Origin of the sequence: Sphingobacterium anhuiense, assembly GCF_042686355.1 — a bacterium.
GTDB lineage: Bacteria > Bacteroidota > Bacteroidia > Sphingobacteriales > Sphingobacteriaceae > Sphingobacterium > Sphingobacterium anhuiense.
The window spans coordinates 1,398,246-1,414,783 of sequence record NZ_JBHUPE010000004.1; the positions used below are offsets into that span (position 1 = coordinate 1,398,246).

Annotated in this window: 17 protein-coding genes; 13 read left to right on the plus strand and 4 right to left on the minus strand. The window is 38.8% G+C overall.

Going from position 1 to position 16,538, the window contains the following annotated elements; all coding sequences use genetic code 11:
- The first annotated feature begins 5 nt into the window (after positions 1-5).
- Genes ACFS6I_RS11635 through ACFS6I_RS11645 form a run of 3 tightly spaced genes read left to right on the plus strand, consistent with a single transcriptional unit; the run spans position 6 to position 5,033 of the window.
- Positions 6-1,208 (plus strand): DUF4876 domain-containing protein, encoded by a 1,203-nt coding sequence (locus tag ACFS6I_RS11635; RefSeq protein ID WP_380920678.1) that lies wholly within the window; start codon positions 6-8, stop codon positions 1,206-1,208.
- 5 nt (positions 1,209-1,213) lie between these two features.
- On the plus strand, positions 1,214-2,776 hold the full coding sequence (locus ACFS6I_RS11640) for a DUF6850 family outer membrane beta-barrel protein (RefSeq protein ID WP_380920680.1): 1,563 nt from the start codon (positions 1,214-1,216) through the stop codon (positions 2,774-2,776).
- Between the two features lie 31 nt (positions 2,777-2,807).
- Positions 2,808-5,033 (plus strand): HEAT repeat domain-containing protein, encoded by a 2,226-nt coding sequence (locus tag ACFS6I_RS11645; protein WP_380920682.1) that lies wholly within the window; start codon positions 2,808-2,810, stop codon positions 5,031-5,033.
- 67 nt (positions 5,034-5,100) lie between these two features.
- Here ACFS6I_RS11645 and ACFS6I_RS11650 read toward each other — a convergent pair whose 3' ends face one another.
- Positions 5,101-5,715: a hypothetical protein gene (locus ACFS6I_RS11650; RefSeq protein ID WP_380920684.1), complete on the minus strand. Its 615-nt coding sequence runs from the start codon at positions 5,713-5,715 to the stop codon at positions 5,101-5,103.
- A 376-nt stretch (positions 5,716-6,091) separates the two neighbouring features.
- Between ACFS6I_RS11650 and ACFS6I_RS11655 the strand changes: the two genes are divergently transcribed.
- From ACFS6I_RS11655 to arsB, 4 genes are all read left to right on the plus strand, one after another.
- Entirely contained in the window at positions 6,092-6,418 is a 327-nt protein-coding gene (locus tag ACFS6I_RS11655) for an ArsR/SmtB family transcription factor (RefSeq protein WP_021192054.1), read from the plus strand.
- A gap of 92 nt (positions 6,419-6,510) precedes the next feature.
- Positions 6,511-6,966 carry a DUF6428 family protein gene (locus tag ACFS6I_RS11660; protein WP_380920686.1) on the plus strand — a complete coding sequence of 152 codons (456 nt, stop codon included), beginning with the start codon at positions 6,511-6,513 and terminating at the stop codon, positions 6,964-6,966.
- Positions 6,967-6,979: 13 nt separating this feature from the next.
- Positions 6,980-7,588 carry an arsenate-mycothiol transferase ArsC gene (locus tag ACFS6I_RS11665; RefSeq protein ID WP_380920688.1) on the plus strand — a complete coding sequence of 203 codons (609 nt, stop codon included), beginning with the start codon at positions 6,980-6,982 and terminating at the stop codon, positions 7,586-7,588.
- A gap of 8 nt (positions 7,589-7,596) precedes the next feature.
- A complete protein-coding gene (arsB, locus tag ACFS6I_RS11670) occupies positions 7,597-8,628 on the plus strand; it encodes an ACR3 family arsenite efflux transporter (protein ID WP_380920690.1) in 1,032 nt (343 codons plus the stop codon).
- Between the two features lie 133 nt (positions 8,629-8,761).
- On the opposite strand, the gene ACFS6I_RS11675 is transcribed toward arsB, so the two are convergent.
- The 3 genes from ACFS6I_RS11675 to ACFS6I_RS11685 all read right to left on the minus strand — a co-directional run bounded on the left by ACFS6I_RS11675 (position 8,762) and on the right by ACFS6I_RS11685 (position 11,597).
- Positions 8,762-9,274: a ClbS/DfsB family four-helix bundle protein gene (locus ACFS6I_RS11675; RefSeq protein ID WP_380920692.1), complete on the minus strand. Its 513-nt coding sequence runs from the start codon at positions 9,272-9,274 to the stop codon at positions 8,762-8,764.
- Positions 9,275-9,793: 519 nt separating this feature from the next.
- The gene (locus ACFS6I_RS11680; protein ID WP_380920694.1) at positions 9,794-10,495 is read right to left on the minus strand and encodes an SDR family oxidoreductase; all 702 of its coding nucleotides are present in this window, start codon (positions 10,493-10,495) and stop codon (positions 9,794-9,796) included.
- A gap of 1 nt (position 10,496) precedes the next feature.
- A complete protein-coding gene (locus tag ACFS6I_RS11685) occupies positions 10,497-11,597 on the minus strand; it encodes an alkene reductase (RefSeq protein WP_380920696.1) in 1,101 nt (366 codons plus the stop codon).
- A 102-nt stretch (positions 11,598-11,699) separates the two neighbouring features.
- On the opposite strand from ACFS6I_RS11685, the gene ACFS6I_RS11690 reads away from it, so the two are divergent.
- The 6 genes from ACFS6I_RS11690 (at position 11,700) to ACFS6I_RS11715 (ending at position 16,509) form a co-directional block, all read left to right on the plus strand.
- Complete coding sequence (locus tag ACFS6I_RS11690; RefSeq protein WP_183913853.1) at positions 11,700-12,116, plus strand: winged helix-turn-helix transcriptional regulator; 417 nt, start codon at positions 11,700-11,702, stop codon at positions 12,114-12,116.
- Positions 12,117-12,460: 344 nt separating this feature from the next.
- Positions 12,461-13,324, plus strand: coding sequence for an AraC family transcriptional regulator (locus ACFS6I_RS11695; protein ID WP_380920698.1), 864 nt, complete (start codon positions 12,461-12,463; stop codon positions 13,322-13,324).
- 132 nt (positions 13,325-13,456) lie between these two features.
- Positions 13,457-13,843 (plus strand): nuclear transport factor 2 family protein, encoded by a 387-nt coding sequence (locus ACFS6I_RS11700; protein ID WP_021190986.1) that lies wholly within the window; start codon positions 13,457-13,459, stop codon positions 13,841-13,843.
- A gap of 77 nt (positions 13,844-13,920) precedes the next feature.
- Entirely contained in the window at positions 13,921-14,991 is a 1,071-nt protein-coding gene (locus ACFS6I_RS11705; protein WP_380920700.1) for an NADH:flavin oxidoreductase/NADH oxidase, read from the plus strand.
- Between the two features lie 170 nt (positions 14,992-15,161).
- Positions 15,162-15,743, plus strand: a complete 582-nt coding sequence (locus ACFS6I_RS11710) for a Crp/Fnr family transcriptional regulator (protein WP_380920702.1) — start codon at positions 15,162-15,164, stop codon at positions 15,741-15,743.
- A gap of 76 nt (positions 15,744-15,819) precedes the next feature.
- On the plus strand, positions 15,820-16,509 hold the full coding sequence (locus ACFS6I_RS11715) for a CPBP family intramembrane glutamic endopeptidase (protein WP_380920704.1): 690 nt from the start codon (positions 15,820-15,822) through the stop codon (positions 16,507-16,509).
- Positions 16,510-16,538 lie beyond the last annotated feature (29 nt).

Below are 16,538 nucleotides of genomic sequence, written 5' to 3' on the forward strand. Positions count from 1 at the left end.
CTGACATGAAAAACACTCATATACTGATCCTAAGCGGGCTCCTATTCTTGCTGACTTCCTGTCGTAAAGACTATTACAGCTACGATACACTGGACTATAATTTTACCGTACATTATCCCGAAAATTACAGCACAAAGCTGGCAAGTGAAGTCAAAGTAACACTTAAAAATACCATTACCGGGGCCAGTGAAGAATACAGATCCGATAGTGAAGGCCGTATCAGTATGACGGATATCACACCCGGTATCTATACCGTCACTGCTTCCAAAACCATCACCCCTGCAGAAGCAGAACAACTGGTAGGTATTGCCGAAGAAATCTTCTGCAATGGCAACATCCCCACCCTTCGGATCACCGAAGCGGCAACCAGTACGATCCAATTAACTGGAAGTGTAGCTGGCGGATTTGTGATCAAGGAATTCTATTATACCGGATCAAAAACTCCCGCAGGAACCAACTATCTCTATGATGGCTTCATCGAAATATACAACAATAGCACAGCGGTGCAATATGCCGATAGTCTCGTGGTTGGAAATACAAAAACATCATCCAATTCAGTCTATGGATTTTATCCCGACAAAAACTATGTTTACCTCGCACAAGCTTGGATGGTTCCCGGCACAGGTAAAGAATATCCGGTAGAGCCTGGAGCATCTATTGTAATTGCTGTTACAGCACTTAATCACAAAACAGATCCAAACGGTAACCCCAATTCCCCGACCGACCTAGGAAAAGGTATTGCTGACTTTGAGACCTATTTCAATCCTACAGGCACTAATATTCGGGATACCGACAACCCCGATGTCCCTAACATGATCCATCAATATTACAATACCACTGCTGGATTTGACTGGAATATTGGGATCAATGGTGCAGGATTAGTTTTATTCAGAGATGCTTCAGTAACTGATTTCCCCTCGATGACAGAACCTAATGTAAGCGGTACAACACGTTTTCTACAGGTACCAGTCAGCGCGGTGCTCGACGCCGTAGACTGCGTCGGCAATTCTACCATCACGATGGACAAGAAACGATTGCCCGAAACGGTAGATGCCGGACTGACTTACGTCGGAGTGGCTAATTCCGGCAGATCGGTCATCCGGAAAGTTAAAAGTACAATCGGACAACGGGCTGTGTTAATGGATACCAACAATTCATCCGAAGATTTTGAAGTAAACAACAATCCAACACCAAGAAAAATTAAATAGTAATCATGAAAAAGAACCTATTTGCCAGCATATATCTGATACTCGGTCTTGGTCATGTTGCTACGGCACAAACAGTACCAACATACGACTATTTTAAAATCAAAGAACCCCTACTCAAAAGTTCCAATGCGGCATTATTACGCTATATGACCCTTCCATTAGAGGGAGAAAATGAAATTGGAGCGTACTATAAAGGCGGAGACTTCCGCTCGCCCTACAGCTCAAAGTCAACCCAGGGAGTCAATTTTTCGTCAGCTCGTTATCAGCGTCTCAACGATTGGACCTTCTATGGTCATTTCAATTTTCAATCCAGCAAAGATAAAGAAGTGGGACTCACAGCACACACCGATCCCTACCGTGACAACCCTTATCAACTGATCGATTCACTATCTGCCGATTGGAAGAAACAAAAATATGGCTTACAGCTTCAGGTCGCCACACCGACATTTGCACATGATCGAATGAATGCGGGTATCCGTATTCAGTACGATATGCAGACCGGAGCTAGGCAGAAAGATCCACGGCCACTTGACAATACCAGCAACCTCAGCCTGTCGCCCAGCATCACGTATAAACTTGATGATCAAAATATCGTTGGGCTTACAGGACATTACCTTTTCTATAAAGAGGATCTGAGTATAGAAACAGTTGGAAAAAACCGTCAGTTTAATTTATATCGCTTATTAGGAGCCGGCGAGTACCAGAATAGTGCGCCCTATATCTTAACGGTAGGTTATAATCGCACCTATGAAGGCCGCACATTGGGCGGAGCAGTGGATTACGTTCATCGCAGTGCCGGAAAACAATGGACAATAAACTTGGATTACCGCAATGGATACGAAGACGTCACAGATGGGAGCATCTACTTACAGCAAGCAGGAAAACACGCTTTTAAACAATATCAGGCATCTTCTTACTTCGATTGGAAAATAAATAGAACTTCCCATCAGATCGGAATAACGTGGACATTGAAGGACATGGACAATACGGAATATCATCAAATACAAAATCCAGATACCAAGCAGTATGAGACCGTATACTCCAGTATCATGAGCACCATGCTAAGAAACAATACCCGTCTCTCCTATTTATTGAGTAAAGAAAGAAAAGATGGTCAGGTTGATTGGTGGTTAAAAGGGAATGCCGCTTATCATAGTCTTGATAATAGATATGCAAACCCAAAGAATAAACAGCTGATCGATAAAATCAATCTGGATCTAAGCTTTGATAAACGCTATCCATTGTCCAACAAAAGAGCTCTGTCCCTGCAGCTTAAATCTGCTTATGACTTTCTTGTTCACGATGAAATTTTGTACACCGACAAATCCTACTCCAGTAATTTTGTTGCCCATGAAGTATTTCTTCCCATGCACGATTACAATAAGGTCAATACCTGGACAAATGAAGCACATATCAAATACCATTTGAAACCCTTTGGAAAAAGAGAAAATCAGCTTTACATAAAAGCTTCCGGACTGATCAGCAGCGCAATGAATAACAGCGGCATCATTCAAAAAGGAGACAACCGATACCTGACACAATTATCAATTGGCATCAATACATTTTAATTTAAACTCAAAAAAGATCCGGAAAATAGACATGATGAATACCATTAAAATAAAAAAAGCAATCCTACTGCTAAGTTCTTTCGCCGCCGTTGCCTATAGCTACGGCCAAGAGCTCATCCGTCCATCTGTACAATCAAAAACAAGCTTTGCAATTGTTATTGACAGCAAAACTTTTGAAAGTGCACGTGCTGAAGTTATGGCTTATCGCCAATCCATCGAGAAAGATGGATTAGGTACCTACATCATAGCACATAACTGGCAGAAACCCGAGCAGATCCGCGAACAGCTGCAGCAGTTATATAAAGGTAAACAAGCTCTTGAAGGAACAGTCCTAATTGGCGATATTCCTATCGTTATGATCCGTGATGCGCAGTACCTGACATCTGCTTTCAAGATGAATCAAAAAATAAGATGGGATAAATCCTCCGTACCGTCCGACCGTTATTACGATGATTTCGATCTACAGCTGGATTTCATAAAACAAGATACAGCAAAAGGACGTACCCACTATTATTACTATAGTCTCAATGGCACTTCGCCACAATACATTGAGATGGACATCTATTCTGCCCGTATCAAGCCACCTGTTGAAAAAGGTGAAGATGCCACGCAAAAAATCAAGTCTTATCTCAATAAATTAGTAACATTGCGTGAAGAGAATAATCCGCTTACTGATATGGTAGCCTCTACCGGTCATGGTTATAACTCCAATTCAATGAACTCGTTTGCTGGCGATGTACTGGCACTGAAATCACAATTTCCAGATCTGTACAAACCTGGAAATTCCATCAAGTTTTTAAATTTCAGAAACGCTGATTTTATGAAATACAACCTGCTTCGCGAATTAAAACGAGAAGGACTTGATTTCGCATTTATGACCGGACATGGAACCGCAACACTACAATTGATCAATGGTTATCCACTCGCATCCAATCCGCAGCCTTCTATGGAAAATGTAGGACGCTATTTACGTTCCAAAATCAGAGCTGCAAAAGAAGATGGAAGAGATGTCGAAAAAGTAAAAGAAAGTTTCAAGACCTCATTAGGAGTTTCGGATAAATGGATGACCAACGCGTTTGAAAAAGCGGTTATGGATTCAGACTCGGTTTTCAATGACAACCTTGACGTTCAAATATGGGATGTCAAAGATGCCGCTATACAAGCAAGATTGGTATACCTCAATTCTTGTTTAACCGGTTCATTCCACCTGGACAATTATTTAGCAGGCTATTACCCCTTCTCGGAAAATAAAAATGTTGCTGCCATTGCCAATAGTATTGGCGTACTGCAAGATTTGTGGCCAGCAGAGCTGATGGGTACTTTGCAACATGGTGTCCGCGTAGGCAATTGGTTCAAACACATTGCTTATCTCGAGACCCATATCCTCGGCGATCCTACTTTTAATTTTACAAGTAAACGAAGCCAGGAAATCAATAATGCGATCGCTAGTGGCGCAAAAATTTCTTACTGGAAAAAATTACTGCAAGAAAATGATGCCGATCTGCAGTCATTAGCTCTTGTATATTTACAGAAACAGTTGCCTGAAGCCGAGATGGCGCAGATCTTAAAAAACACCTACTTTACCTCACCTTTCGAAACGACACGGATGCAAGCATTTGCACTTCTTAGAAACTATGAAAACGAGCAATATTTTGAAGTATTACATGCTGCAAAAAATGATGCTTACGAATTTATCAGACGTAGAGCAGTGTATGATTTAGGAGAATTTGGAGGCGATGATTTTGCAAAAGATCTTATTGCATTCTATGTCAGTGACCCGCATTCCGAACGTATAAATTACCGATTGAGAACAAACATGACATTTTTCAATCCCGAATTGCTAAAAAAAGAAATTGAAAATCAAGTGCGTCAAAATAAGAGCATCTACAATGCAGCAAACTTAAGTGATCAACTTTTGAAAGACATTGACTATAACAGCACCAAGGTAGAGAAAATGGAAGCCAACATACGCGACAAAAAACAGACCGAGAAAGAACGCCTTGGCGAGATCACAACATTGCGCCTTTACCGTTTCCATCGTTTAGTACCCACAGTGCTCACGCTGATTGAAGATCCATCTGAATCCGAAACGATTCGCATTGCAGCATTAGAAGCAATGAGCTGGTTTCCCCTTTCATATCAAAGAGAAGCCATTTTCAATACCTGCGATCAGCTCCTGAAGGACGATAAAGTTCCCCAAGCAGTAAAAGATCAAGCACTCAAGACTAAACATGTCATGAAAAAAGAAAAGAAATAGGATATAAAAAAAGAGCAGCCTTGAAAAAGGCTGCTCTTTTTTTATACTCAAAAATTTATTTTGCAGGTCAGTGCGAATGCCCCATATCTGCAGGATTAATCATGATATGTGCTTTGTAACTACCTTCATCCATCAACCATGGAATACCCGGAACAGTAGGTTTACTTGCCATACCTAAATCGGCAGCTTTAGCAAAAGGAACATACAGTACATAACGGCGTTTCGCATCAGCCATCTCTCCAGTTTCTTTATTAAGCTGTTCCAAAGAACCCCAATAACCGTATAGCATCGTCGGCTGTTGTGGTATGATCAATTTACCAGCTTTAAATTCCTGCTCGCGAATATCATCGCGTTCTCTACGCTTTCCTTCCGCGATCAATTCTCTACCTCTAGCCATAAATGGTTCCAAACTTTTTGGATAAGCATAAGCGTACAACATGGGAAGTTTATAATCAGGTGCCAGGCAGATATAATCGTTAGTACCAGCTCTTAAAACAACAAACTTTCCTTCACTATCATAACCATATACTTGTGCTCCTTCTCTAAACTCTGTAGGTGCAGCTTGTACTGCTATTTTAATTTGCACCGCTGCAGGCAAAACTTCTCTTTTTGCTTTTTGTTGTGCCATACCATGGCTTCCGCTACCAAGCGCTAACAACAATAGGACGATAATTTTCTTCATTTCTGTTTTAATATTTGTGTAGATTGATTCTAAACAAAGATAAGGTTTTATCCCCTAATAAGAGCCTTCAATCCGGTCATATTTATTCAAATTTCCCATTTTTTTAACAAGTAAAAACCAGATTGATTACGCAAACTACAATGTGTGCAGCTTCCTCATTGACATTACTTGACCATAGGCTTTAAAAAAGTCATACCAGTTGTTAAGTCTGGAATAAAGAACAGCGAAATGCTAATCGTCACTGTATTTAGGCTTCGTCAAGATACCCTTCTTATCACCTAAGAGTATTTTTTTGTCATTTATAAATCTTTTTCAGAAAAAATTTTTAGAATTCAATTCATTAATCGTAATATTGCGATATACAAATCATCATACCATGGGCGCTACAAAAACGATTCACTTTACCGACCAGCAAAATAACATTGCCAACATTGCGAAAGCACTTGGTCACCCTGCTCGTATTGCCATTATCGAATACCTATTGAAAGTAAATGCCTGTATCTGTAGCGATATTGTTGACGAATTACCATTAGCACAATCCACGATTTCGCAACATTTAAAAGAACTAAAAAATGCGGGATTAATAAAAGGGAATATCGAAGGAACATCCATCTGTTACTGCATTGATGAAAAAACTTTCGGGATCCTAAAAGCCTATTTTGGTAATATAATCCTATCCGTAAACAATCAAAAATGCTGCTAAGAACTGCTTAAGGCTAATGCCTTTTAAAAAGTAACTTAATTTTTTTTACACACAACCATCGTAATATAACGATATAATAAAATAGAAATACTATGAAATTATCAGAAATCAAACAGATTCTTCCAACATTAGAAAATGTTGAATTCCAATTAGAAGATGGAACATTTGTACCAGAGCATTTCCACGTAACCGAAGTCGGTCAGATCAGTAAAACTTTTATTGACTGCGGTGGCGTTACGCGTACGGAAAACACCGTAAATTTCCAGTTATGGAATGCAGATGATTATGAACACCGTTTGAAACCAGGAAAATTGGCACACATTATCGAACTCTCCGAAATAAAACTGAATATCGGAGATCACGAGATTGAAGTAGAATATCAAAGTGGTACAATTGGAAAATACGGATTAGCGTTCAATGGTAAGAATTTCGTCTTAACGAACAAAACCACAGCTTGTCTGGCACAAGATGCCTGTGGCATCCCCAATCCATTGCAAGTAGTCGGTTCAAATTCAAACAGTTGCACACCAGGATCTGGTTGTTGTTAATCATTAGACCGACATGAACGCGAAACTAGTAAAGACCATTTCGGAAATACTGAAATTAACGATCAATCAAGGGCGCAAATCTACGTTGCAGCCCCTGATTGATTATATTCAGGATAAAGTTACAGCTGGCTCAGCTATTAATATCAATTTCATCTGTACGCATAACTCCCGTCGAAGTCACCTCTCTCAGGTCTGGGCACAGATTGCTGCTGCGCATTACCAAATACCAAACGTAACCTGTTATTCAGGAGGTACTGAAGAGACGGCACTGTTTCCTAAAGTTGCCGTAACACTTGAAAATGCGGGCCTTGAGGTCAAGATCATTTCCGAGACTTTAAATCCGGTTTATGCCTTCAAATACGATAAAAATGCTCTGCCTATTATTGGATTCTCTAAAAAATACGACTCCCCTTTCAATCCTGAATCCAACTTTGCAGCAGTCATGACCTGTTCACAGGCAGATGGCGGATGCCCTTTTATTCCAGGAGCAGAAAAACGGATACCGGTTACTTTTGAAGATCCTAAAATAGCTGACCATACCGCGCAAGAGGATGAGATCTATCAGAATAGAAGCGTAGAAATTGCTTCTGAAATGTTTTACGTCTTTTCACAAATTAAATAAAATATAGGATGCAGGTAAAAATGAAATTTCTAGACCGATACCTTACCTTGTGGATCTTCCTGGCGATGGGACTAGGTATCCTAATAGGCAATGTATTCCCCGGTATTTCAGATGTAATGGATCACTTGTCCATTGGTGCCACCAATATACCATTGGCAATTGGATTAATCGTTATGATGTACCCGCCACTCGCTAAAGTAAATTACAATTTACTGCCCTTGGCATTCAAAGATAAAAAAGTGTTGAGTCTATCCCTTTTACTGAATTGGATTGTGGGCCCCATCTTGATGTTTATACTGGCAGTGCTATTTTTAAGAAATGAACCCGATTATATGGTAGGGTTAATTCTGATCGGACTCGCACGATGCATTGCGATGGTGATCGTATGGAATGACTTAGCAAAAGGAAACCGCGAATATGCCGCACTTCTAATTGCTTTAAACAGTGTATTTCAAGTCCTGTTCTATAGCTTATTTGTATGGTTGTTTATCAATGTTTTGCCCTCCTATTTTGGATTTGCAAAGTATGCGATATCAATAGAGATGAGCGAAGTTGTCAAAAGTGTATTGATCTATTTAGGAATACCTTTTTTTGCGGGCTTTTTAAGTCACAGATTTCTCCCCAAAATAAAAGGTGAAAATTGGTATCATCGTAAATTCATACCCCTAATATCACCATTTACGTTATATGCCCTGTTATTTACCATTGTGCTGATGTTCAGTTTAAAAGGCGAACAGATCATTCAATTACCCATGCAGGTTGTTAAAGTGGCTGTACCAATGGTGATTTATTTTGTACTGATGTTTTTTATAAGTTTTTTCATCAATAAATCGATGAAAGTCGCCTATGATAAGAATGCAGCGATATCATTTACGGCTACCGGAAATAATTTCGAATTAGCCATTGCAGTAGCGATAGCCATCTTCGGCATACATTCTCCACAGGCATTTGTGGGCGTTATTGGGCCATTGATTGAAGTACCGGTCCTCATCCTCTTAGTACGTGCCAGTCTTTGGCTCAAAAAAAAATATGATACTTAACTTTCGCATGGTGGCTTTCGCATGACCTCCTATTTTTGATTATCGTTTATTTAAAAAAATGGGATATGACTCCGTAAGATATGACCACGCCTGCAATAAACAAAGCACCTTATTATCAAATAAGGTGCTTTGTTTATTTTAAACCATTTTCTTTCTTCCACTTCCGAATTCGATTGCTCGCATTGGCATAAGGTGAAGAAGTATTGAACTGGATCATTCTTCCGCAGGTCCATTTGTCATACCAAGGTGTTTCATATAATTCATGATTTGACTTTTTAGCTATTAATGCTAATATCGCCTCTACAGTATGGCTTAACTTATCCATCAATACATGAAAGTCGTCATCTTTATAATCGTCGTAAAACTTTTGTGCCAGTCGACCAAGTTCATTCCATTTAAATCCAGACTCAGGAAAAGACACCTCCTCGTTATTATCCTTTTGTCTATTCCATTTGAGTACAAGCTCTCCCCACCCCACCAAATAAGCCAGCAGATCGTTGATACTCATCCGTGTACCTTTACCATGACCTTCCATATCCTTCACCGCTGTCTGTTCATGGGGAACTGTACTTAAGTTCTTTTTCAGTTTATCGAAATTCGTTTTTATTGCTAATTGTAGCTCAGATTTATTTGTTGGAACAGGCATAAAATTCTTTCAATTAATAAAGGAATACGATCGAGTTATTGTTAAAAGTTATTTGAGATCATCAAATTCAAAAATATATCCGGTTATTCATCATCATCTAACTGGAACCGCAATTTGACTTCCTACCGAATCATTATAGAACCGCTATAATTATTTAAAAGAAATAGCAAATTGGTTCCTAAAATTACATAATATCTTCCAATAAAAATTGCGGAAAACCCAATGATTAAGACAATAATTTTCTTATATTACTTCACATGAGGCTAAAAAAATAAGCATGGCCGTGGTCGCTATCTTTTGATTAACCCAGCCTAACATGCATCTGTGTGATTCCTTCTGCAATAGCAATCTTTTTCTTTGAACCTGAAAGCCGCCGTCTTACAACTACCCTTATTCGGATATATATATGAAATTAGTAATTTAATAAAACGACCATCGTTTTCCTGTTAATTTGAAATAAGGAGGATTACTTAAAACGGTTCTTCATTTTAGCATAAAATGAAGAACCGTTTCTGTTGACTAGTTCGTTTCCTGGAAAAACTGTTTGGTATCACCTACAGGAACATCAAATTGATTTTTTCCCAAAGCTAAAAACAACTCATCGGCAACCTCTGAAGCAGGAATACCGTTTGCTCCTCCTATTTCTGCGGAGAATTCGGTATCGACCAAAGGCGGATAAACTTCATAAACCTGTAGCTGTGTCCGATCTTGATAGGTCTGTCTTAATGCGGTAGTATAGCTATGAAGCGCCGCTTTCGTAGCCCCATAAGTGGGTAGCATTACATGGCTTCCGAACACTGCTATTGATGAAATATTTACAACAGCCGCTTCAGCTTTCTGAAGAAGATGTGGAAGTAGCAATTCTGTAAAATGGATAACACTGAAATAATTGGTATTCATCTCAATAGCTGCTTTTTCATGTGCTCCGATCGTTTCACTTAAGAGGTAAGCAAAAGCTGCACCTGCATTATTGACGATGATATTAACATCCGGATAATTTGTTTTCAAATCATTGGCAATACGGACTCTATCTGATTCGACCGACAGATCTCCCTGAATGGCCACTGCCTGATCCAGTTCTTCTAACGCCTTTTGAAGCCGTTCTGCATTTCTGCCGTTGATAATAACTTTATTTCCTGCTGCATCTAATTTCTTAGCAATCGCTAATCCAATTCCGGCACTTCCGCCGCTGATGAATATGGTATTTCCTGTTGTTTTCATATTATAATTGTTGATCTATAGTTTTATAATCTGTATAACCTTTTTCACCTGGGGTATAAAAGGTATTCTGATCCGGAACATTTAGTGCAGCTCCGGTTCTGTAACGCTCCACTAAATCAGGATTTGCAATAAAGGGTACACCAAATGAAACCAAGTCGGCATCGCCATCGCTTAGAACTTTATCTGCCGTGTCTTTATTAAAACCACGGTTAATGATAATCGTACCTGTATAAAGCGGACGAAAATGTTTGGCAACCTCCTGGATAGCATTGGGATTTCCTGAAACATCAGTAAACGGCTCTATCAAGTGCAGATAGGCCAGGTCGTAATCTTGAAGCCTATTGACTAGATAGTTGTAAAGTGCAATGGTCTCATCGTCGACCAAAATCCCCATAATACCGTTTAAAGAAGGATTGAGACGAACCGCAACTTTACGGATATCGGCAACCTCTTTTATGGCATCCAAAATCTCGAAAAGAATGCGCGCTCTATTTTCGATCGATCCGCCATATTCATCGGTGCGCAGATTAGCGTTTTTGCTAAAAAACTGCTGCAGTAAATAGCCGTTGGCAGCATGAAGTTCAACACCGTCAAATCCAGCTTCAAAAGCATGAAGCGCCCCTTGTTTGAAATCATTAACCGTTCTTTTAATATCAGCAACCGTCATAGGCTGAGGAGCGACAGTAGGTTTAAATCCCGTTGCTGTAAAAACCTGCTGTTCTGGATTTACATCCGAAGGGGCCAACGGTTTTTTACCCTGATGAAGATCTGGATGTGAATATGCACCAGTGTGCCAAAGCTGGGCAAAGATGACTCCATTTTCAGCATGGACAGCTTCCGTAGTCAATTTCCAGCCAGCGCTCTGCTCTTCCGTATAAATTCCAGGAACATGTATAACACCTACCCCCTCAGGGCTGATGAATGTACCTTCGGTAATGATCAGTCCAGCAGAAGCACGTTGTTTGTAGTACAGCGCAGTCAACGCTGTTGCTTTATTTTCGGGATTATCAGAACGGCTTCTGGTCATGGGAGCCATCACTATCCGGTTCCGCAATTGTAATCCATTTTTATGGTAAGAATTAAATATGACACTGTTTTCCATGGTATTAATAATTTAAAATCGTAAATTTGCTTGCATTTTGCAAGTACAAATATAAAATTCAACTTGCAAAATGCAAGTGTTTTTAAAAAAAAGTACATTATTATGAAAAATAGATCGCAATGCCCTATCAGTTGTTCACTAGATATTTTAGGAGATAAGTGGTCCTTATTGCTCATCCGGGATTTAATGCGCTTGAAACAATGCACCTACAGCGACTTTTTAAAATCTGGTGAGAAGATTGCGACCAATATATTAGCTTCAAGATTATTGATGCTGGAGGAAAATGGACTGATCAGTAAACTGGATCATCCGGAAAGCAAAGCAAAAGTGTTATACACCCTTACTAAAAAGGGTATCGATTTACTGCCGATATTGATTGAGATGCAATTATGGGTAGACAAATACTACACGGTACCCAAAGAACAGAAAGAGATCATTAAAGCGGTTAAACAGGATAAAGAGGGTTTTATAAAAGCACAAAAGAAAGTATTATCGGATGGAATTAAGGTAGAGCATTGATATTATAAGAGTTAACATAAAAAGCTGGAGATCAAATCACCTATGAGATCTTTCGTACAGGTGCGCAAAGTTCAGTTATTCTTAAAATAAGTAATAGCAATTCTGTTAAAACTTTTAAGCAAAAAAGCAGATCTCCTGCCCCATGATTTAGATGTTGGAAAACTTATACCTTCATAAACTGGTCAATTATTTGAACTAAATAGTCAAAATATAAGGACTAATTAGAAAAGTTAAGTGTTATTTATTTCAATATATTTGCATTATATTTTTTACTTCACTGGTCATCAATCGGTGATTCAAATTTCTTTTGATTTCCTTTATCATCTGAGTTTTAAATATCGTTTATGAAAAAAATGATCAAAGTACCAACATCATTAATAAGTGGTCCTACTCCTCAAAATGCATTAATGCTAGACGGATGCTCTATTATCGAGCAATGCATCCATAGTATGGAAGCTAAGGGAACGATGTATCTGGAAGAGCATCTCCTCATGATAGTGCTCGAAGGATCTGCAACGCTAACTTATGGCAAACAGCAGTATGTTGTCGGTAAAAATGAAATGATTCTGCTAAAAAAGGCCATGGCGGTCAAATACGATAAAATTGGTAACCCCGATAATGACAATATCTATGACAGCCTGATGTTCAGCATCAAAGATGATTTATTAAAATCATTTTTAGCTATGTCTGAAATAAAGGTTCCGAAAATTGAAGGAGAAATAAAGACGGAAGTTTACCCGATGAATGAGTGCCTTGTTGCTTTTGCAAATTCTTTGAAACCTTATTTTTTGGATCATTCTGTTGTGCAGCCCGGACAATTACGCCTTAAGATCATGGAATTACTGTATGACATCGCTGAGGGAAATCGGAATATGTTTCTCCAAATTTTACAGTTGCATGAGCCCGTGAGGGCGGATATCCGTCATGTTGTGGACATGCATTATGCCTCACCAGTTTCTTTACCAGAATTAGCGTATCTATCCGGCAGAAGCCTATCCAGTTTTAAACGAGATTTTAAAGCTATTTACAATATGACTCCTGCATCATGGATTCGGGAAAAACGTCTTGAAAAAGCGAAGGAAATGTTAGAGGCAACACAATTGCCTGTTTCAGAAATTTGTTATTCTCTGGGCTTCGAAAACATTTCACATTTTTCGAGAATCTTTAAAGAATACCACGGACAAGCACCGACCGTATTTCGTCATTAAAATAGAGATGGCCATCAAACCCGATTTCTCCTGCTCATTTGGACTTAATAGAATAAATAGTTGGACGTTATAAAAAAATGAAAACCTTTTATCGTCTGTAAATTTGTAACATAAATTAAAAAATATAAAATTATGTCGACAAATAAAAACAGCAATACTGTACAAGATTACGAAGATGTGTTAGCCATTGTAGCAGGATACGTGGATGGGCTAAAAACGGGCAATATCGAACAGTTAAAAAAAGCATTTCATCAAGATGCTGTTATGTATGGTCATTTAGAGCACGACCTTTCACAAGGTAGTATAGAGAACCTTTATGCTTACGTTCAAGAATTTGGTGCGGCACCAAATATTCAAACCAATCTTACGGTGTTACACAAAACGTCCACCACAGCGGTAGTTCGTGTTGAAATGGAACATGACGCCGCAGATGAAGATTTCACAGATTATCACTCCCTGATAAAAATAAATGGAGAATGGAAAATTGTTTCAAAACTATTCCATCTATACACGAAATAATCAAAAACTATTACTTCAACTTTTCATTGGACATAAGACCTTCCTTTCTGGTGAAAATTCGTTATAAAAATTTAGATATGTCAAAATTATTCAGTCCTTTAACTGTAAAATCAGTAACTTTTAGAAACAGGATCGTTACGTCGCCCATGTGTATGTATATGGCTAATGATGGTTTTGCCAATGATTGGCATTTAGTACATTATGGCTCTAGAGCGATGGGTGGTGCAGGTTCTGTCATGCTCGAAGCGACAGCAGTCCATTCCGATGGACGCATTGGAGTTGGAGACTTGGGAATCTGGAAAGATGATCATATTGAAATGCTTACTAAAATTGCATCATTTATAGAGAAGTCTGGCAGTGTCCCAGCAATCCAATTAGCACATGCTGGTAGAAAAGGAAGCACGTGGGCATCTGGACGTGACAGTCATCCGTTGATGCCTCATGATGAAAATGGATGGGAAGTTATTGCTCCGTCTGCAATAGCATTCTCTCCAGACATGCAAACACCACGCGAAATGAGTTCAGAAGATATCACATCAGTGCAACAAGCTTTCGCAGATGCCACTAAGAGAGCATTAACAGCTGGTTTTAAATTGATAGAAATACACAGTGCACACGGTTATCTAATCAATGAATTCTTATCCCCTATTTCGAACAAAAGAACCGATCAATATGGTGGAAACCGAGAAAACCGCTCGCGTTTTCTATTTGAAATCATTGATAAAATTAAAGAAGTATGGCCTGCAAATCTTCCAATTGCGGTACGCATCTCAGCAACAGATTGGATGGATCAGGGTTGGACAATTGAAGATTCAAAATGGTTAAGTAAAAAGTTATCACAATTTGGAATCGATATTGTTGATGTTTCGACCGGTGGAACAGTACCTAAAGCTAACATTACAGTCGGTTCAGGATATCAATTACCTTTCGCCAGTGCCATCAAAAGAGAAATAAAAGACAATTTAATCGTTGGTACAGTGGGTTTAATCACGAATGCACATCAGGCAGAAACCATATTGACAAACGGAGATGCCGATTTGATCTTCATAGGAAGAGAGTTTTTAAGAAATCCCTATTTTGCCTTAGCAGCTGCAGGAGAACTTCGCTCACAACCACCTACCCCGAAACCTTATGAACTCGCATTTTAAATAATAAGGAGGTTCAATATTGAACCTCCTTATTATTTAACCAACTTTTCGGTTCACTTTCCTAAACAGACGAGTTTATATAAAGAAAATATTTTGTAAGTTGACCGATATTTCATCAACTGTTCAACTGATGATAAACTGCTAAAAAAGATCAAGAATTAAGACTACTTATGGAGCAACCTACACCGCAACGAGTAAAAGAAATATTTGACCCATTTTACAAAGCTGACCTGAAACTATGGACTGAATTTGCAAAATATCTACAGGTGCGCACCTTTAAAAAAAATGAGTTAATAAAAGATTATCGTAGTAAAGAAAAATACATCAACATATTAATTAGCGGTTCCGTTGCACACTTTGTTTTGGCAGAAGAAAAAGATATCTGCATTAATCTATATTACGAGGAACAATTATTCAGTGATTACCTGTCCTTTCTTACCCAATCATCAACGGTTATCAAGACGCAGGCTTTAGAAGAATCGCTCGTATGGTCTATCAGCCATAGCGATCTGCATGCCTTATATTCCAGGTCCACTACAGGGCTAATCATTGGCAAAGCTATTTCAGACGCCATGTTTATCAGAAAACAATCCGAACAGATTAATTTACTGACGCTCAACCCTACCGAGAGATATTTAAAATTAATCAAAGAGCGTCCCGAAATTTTCCAGAGAACATCATTAAAAATCATCTGTTCTTATCTCGGTATAGCAGCTGAAAGTCTGAGCAGGATTAGAAAAAAAAACGTGTAATGTGCATTTCTTAACTTTCGTCAATTTTTTAACGAAATCATCTTGCTATTTTTGAGCATCAAATAAGCCATTGTACATGAAAAATAAAGTTAATTATCTTGCTGTCCTGACGTTTTTTATCATTGCCGTTCTTCTTCGCTATCTGACCAATAAAACCGATTTATTGAATGGTATATCAAGCGAATTTATTAAAATAATCCTACAGGGTATTTCTCCCACTATCGCTGCATTAGCCGTCTTCGCTCTCTTTAAAATAAAACCCGTTCTAACATTAAAAGGGAACTACAGCAATATCATCACACCCTTTCTTTTATATTGGGCATTACCCATTATACTAATTTTAAGTACGGAATATGCTGTCAAAGGAACCCTATCTTTTGAAGCGATTACCGCAATCTTAATTTACGGCCTTTTGGAAGAGATCGGCTGGCGCGGATTTTTACAGCAGCAACTGAAGCCATTACCGGAATTTTTAACTGTATTCATTGTGGCTGTACTCTGGTTTATCTGGCACCTGAACTTTGACCTTAGCAGTTCAAACCTCTTGTTTTTGGGAATTTTAATCCTTGGTAGCTGGGGAATCGGAAAAGTTGCCAATAACACCCATTCCTTATTAGCAGTAGCTGCATTTCACTCGCTCAATAATTTTTTCCCGGAGATGAATACCCTAAAAATCATCCTACTCATTTCATTATTGTCCATCTGGATCATTGCGCTGGTCATTAGAAAAAAACAGCAAAATGTACAAAAAGTTATATTAAGCTAAAATATAAATACGTAAAGAGTGAGCAAACA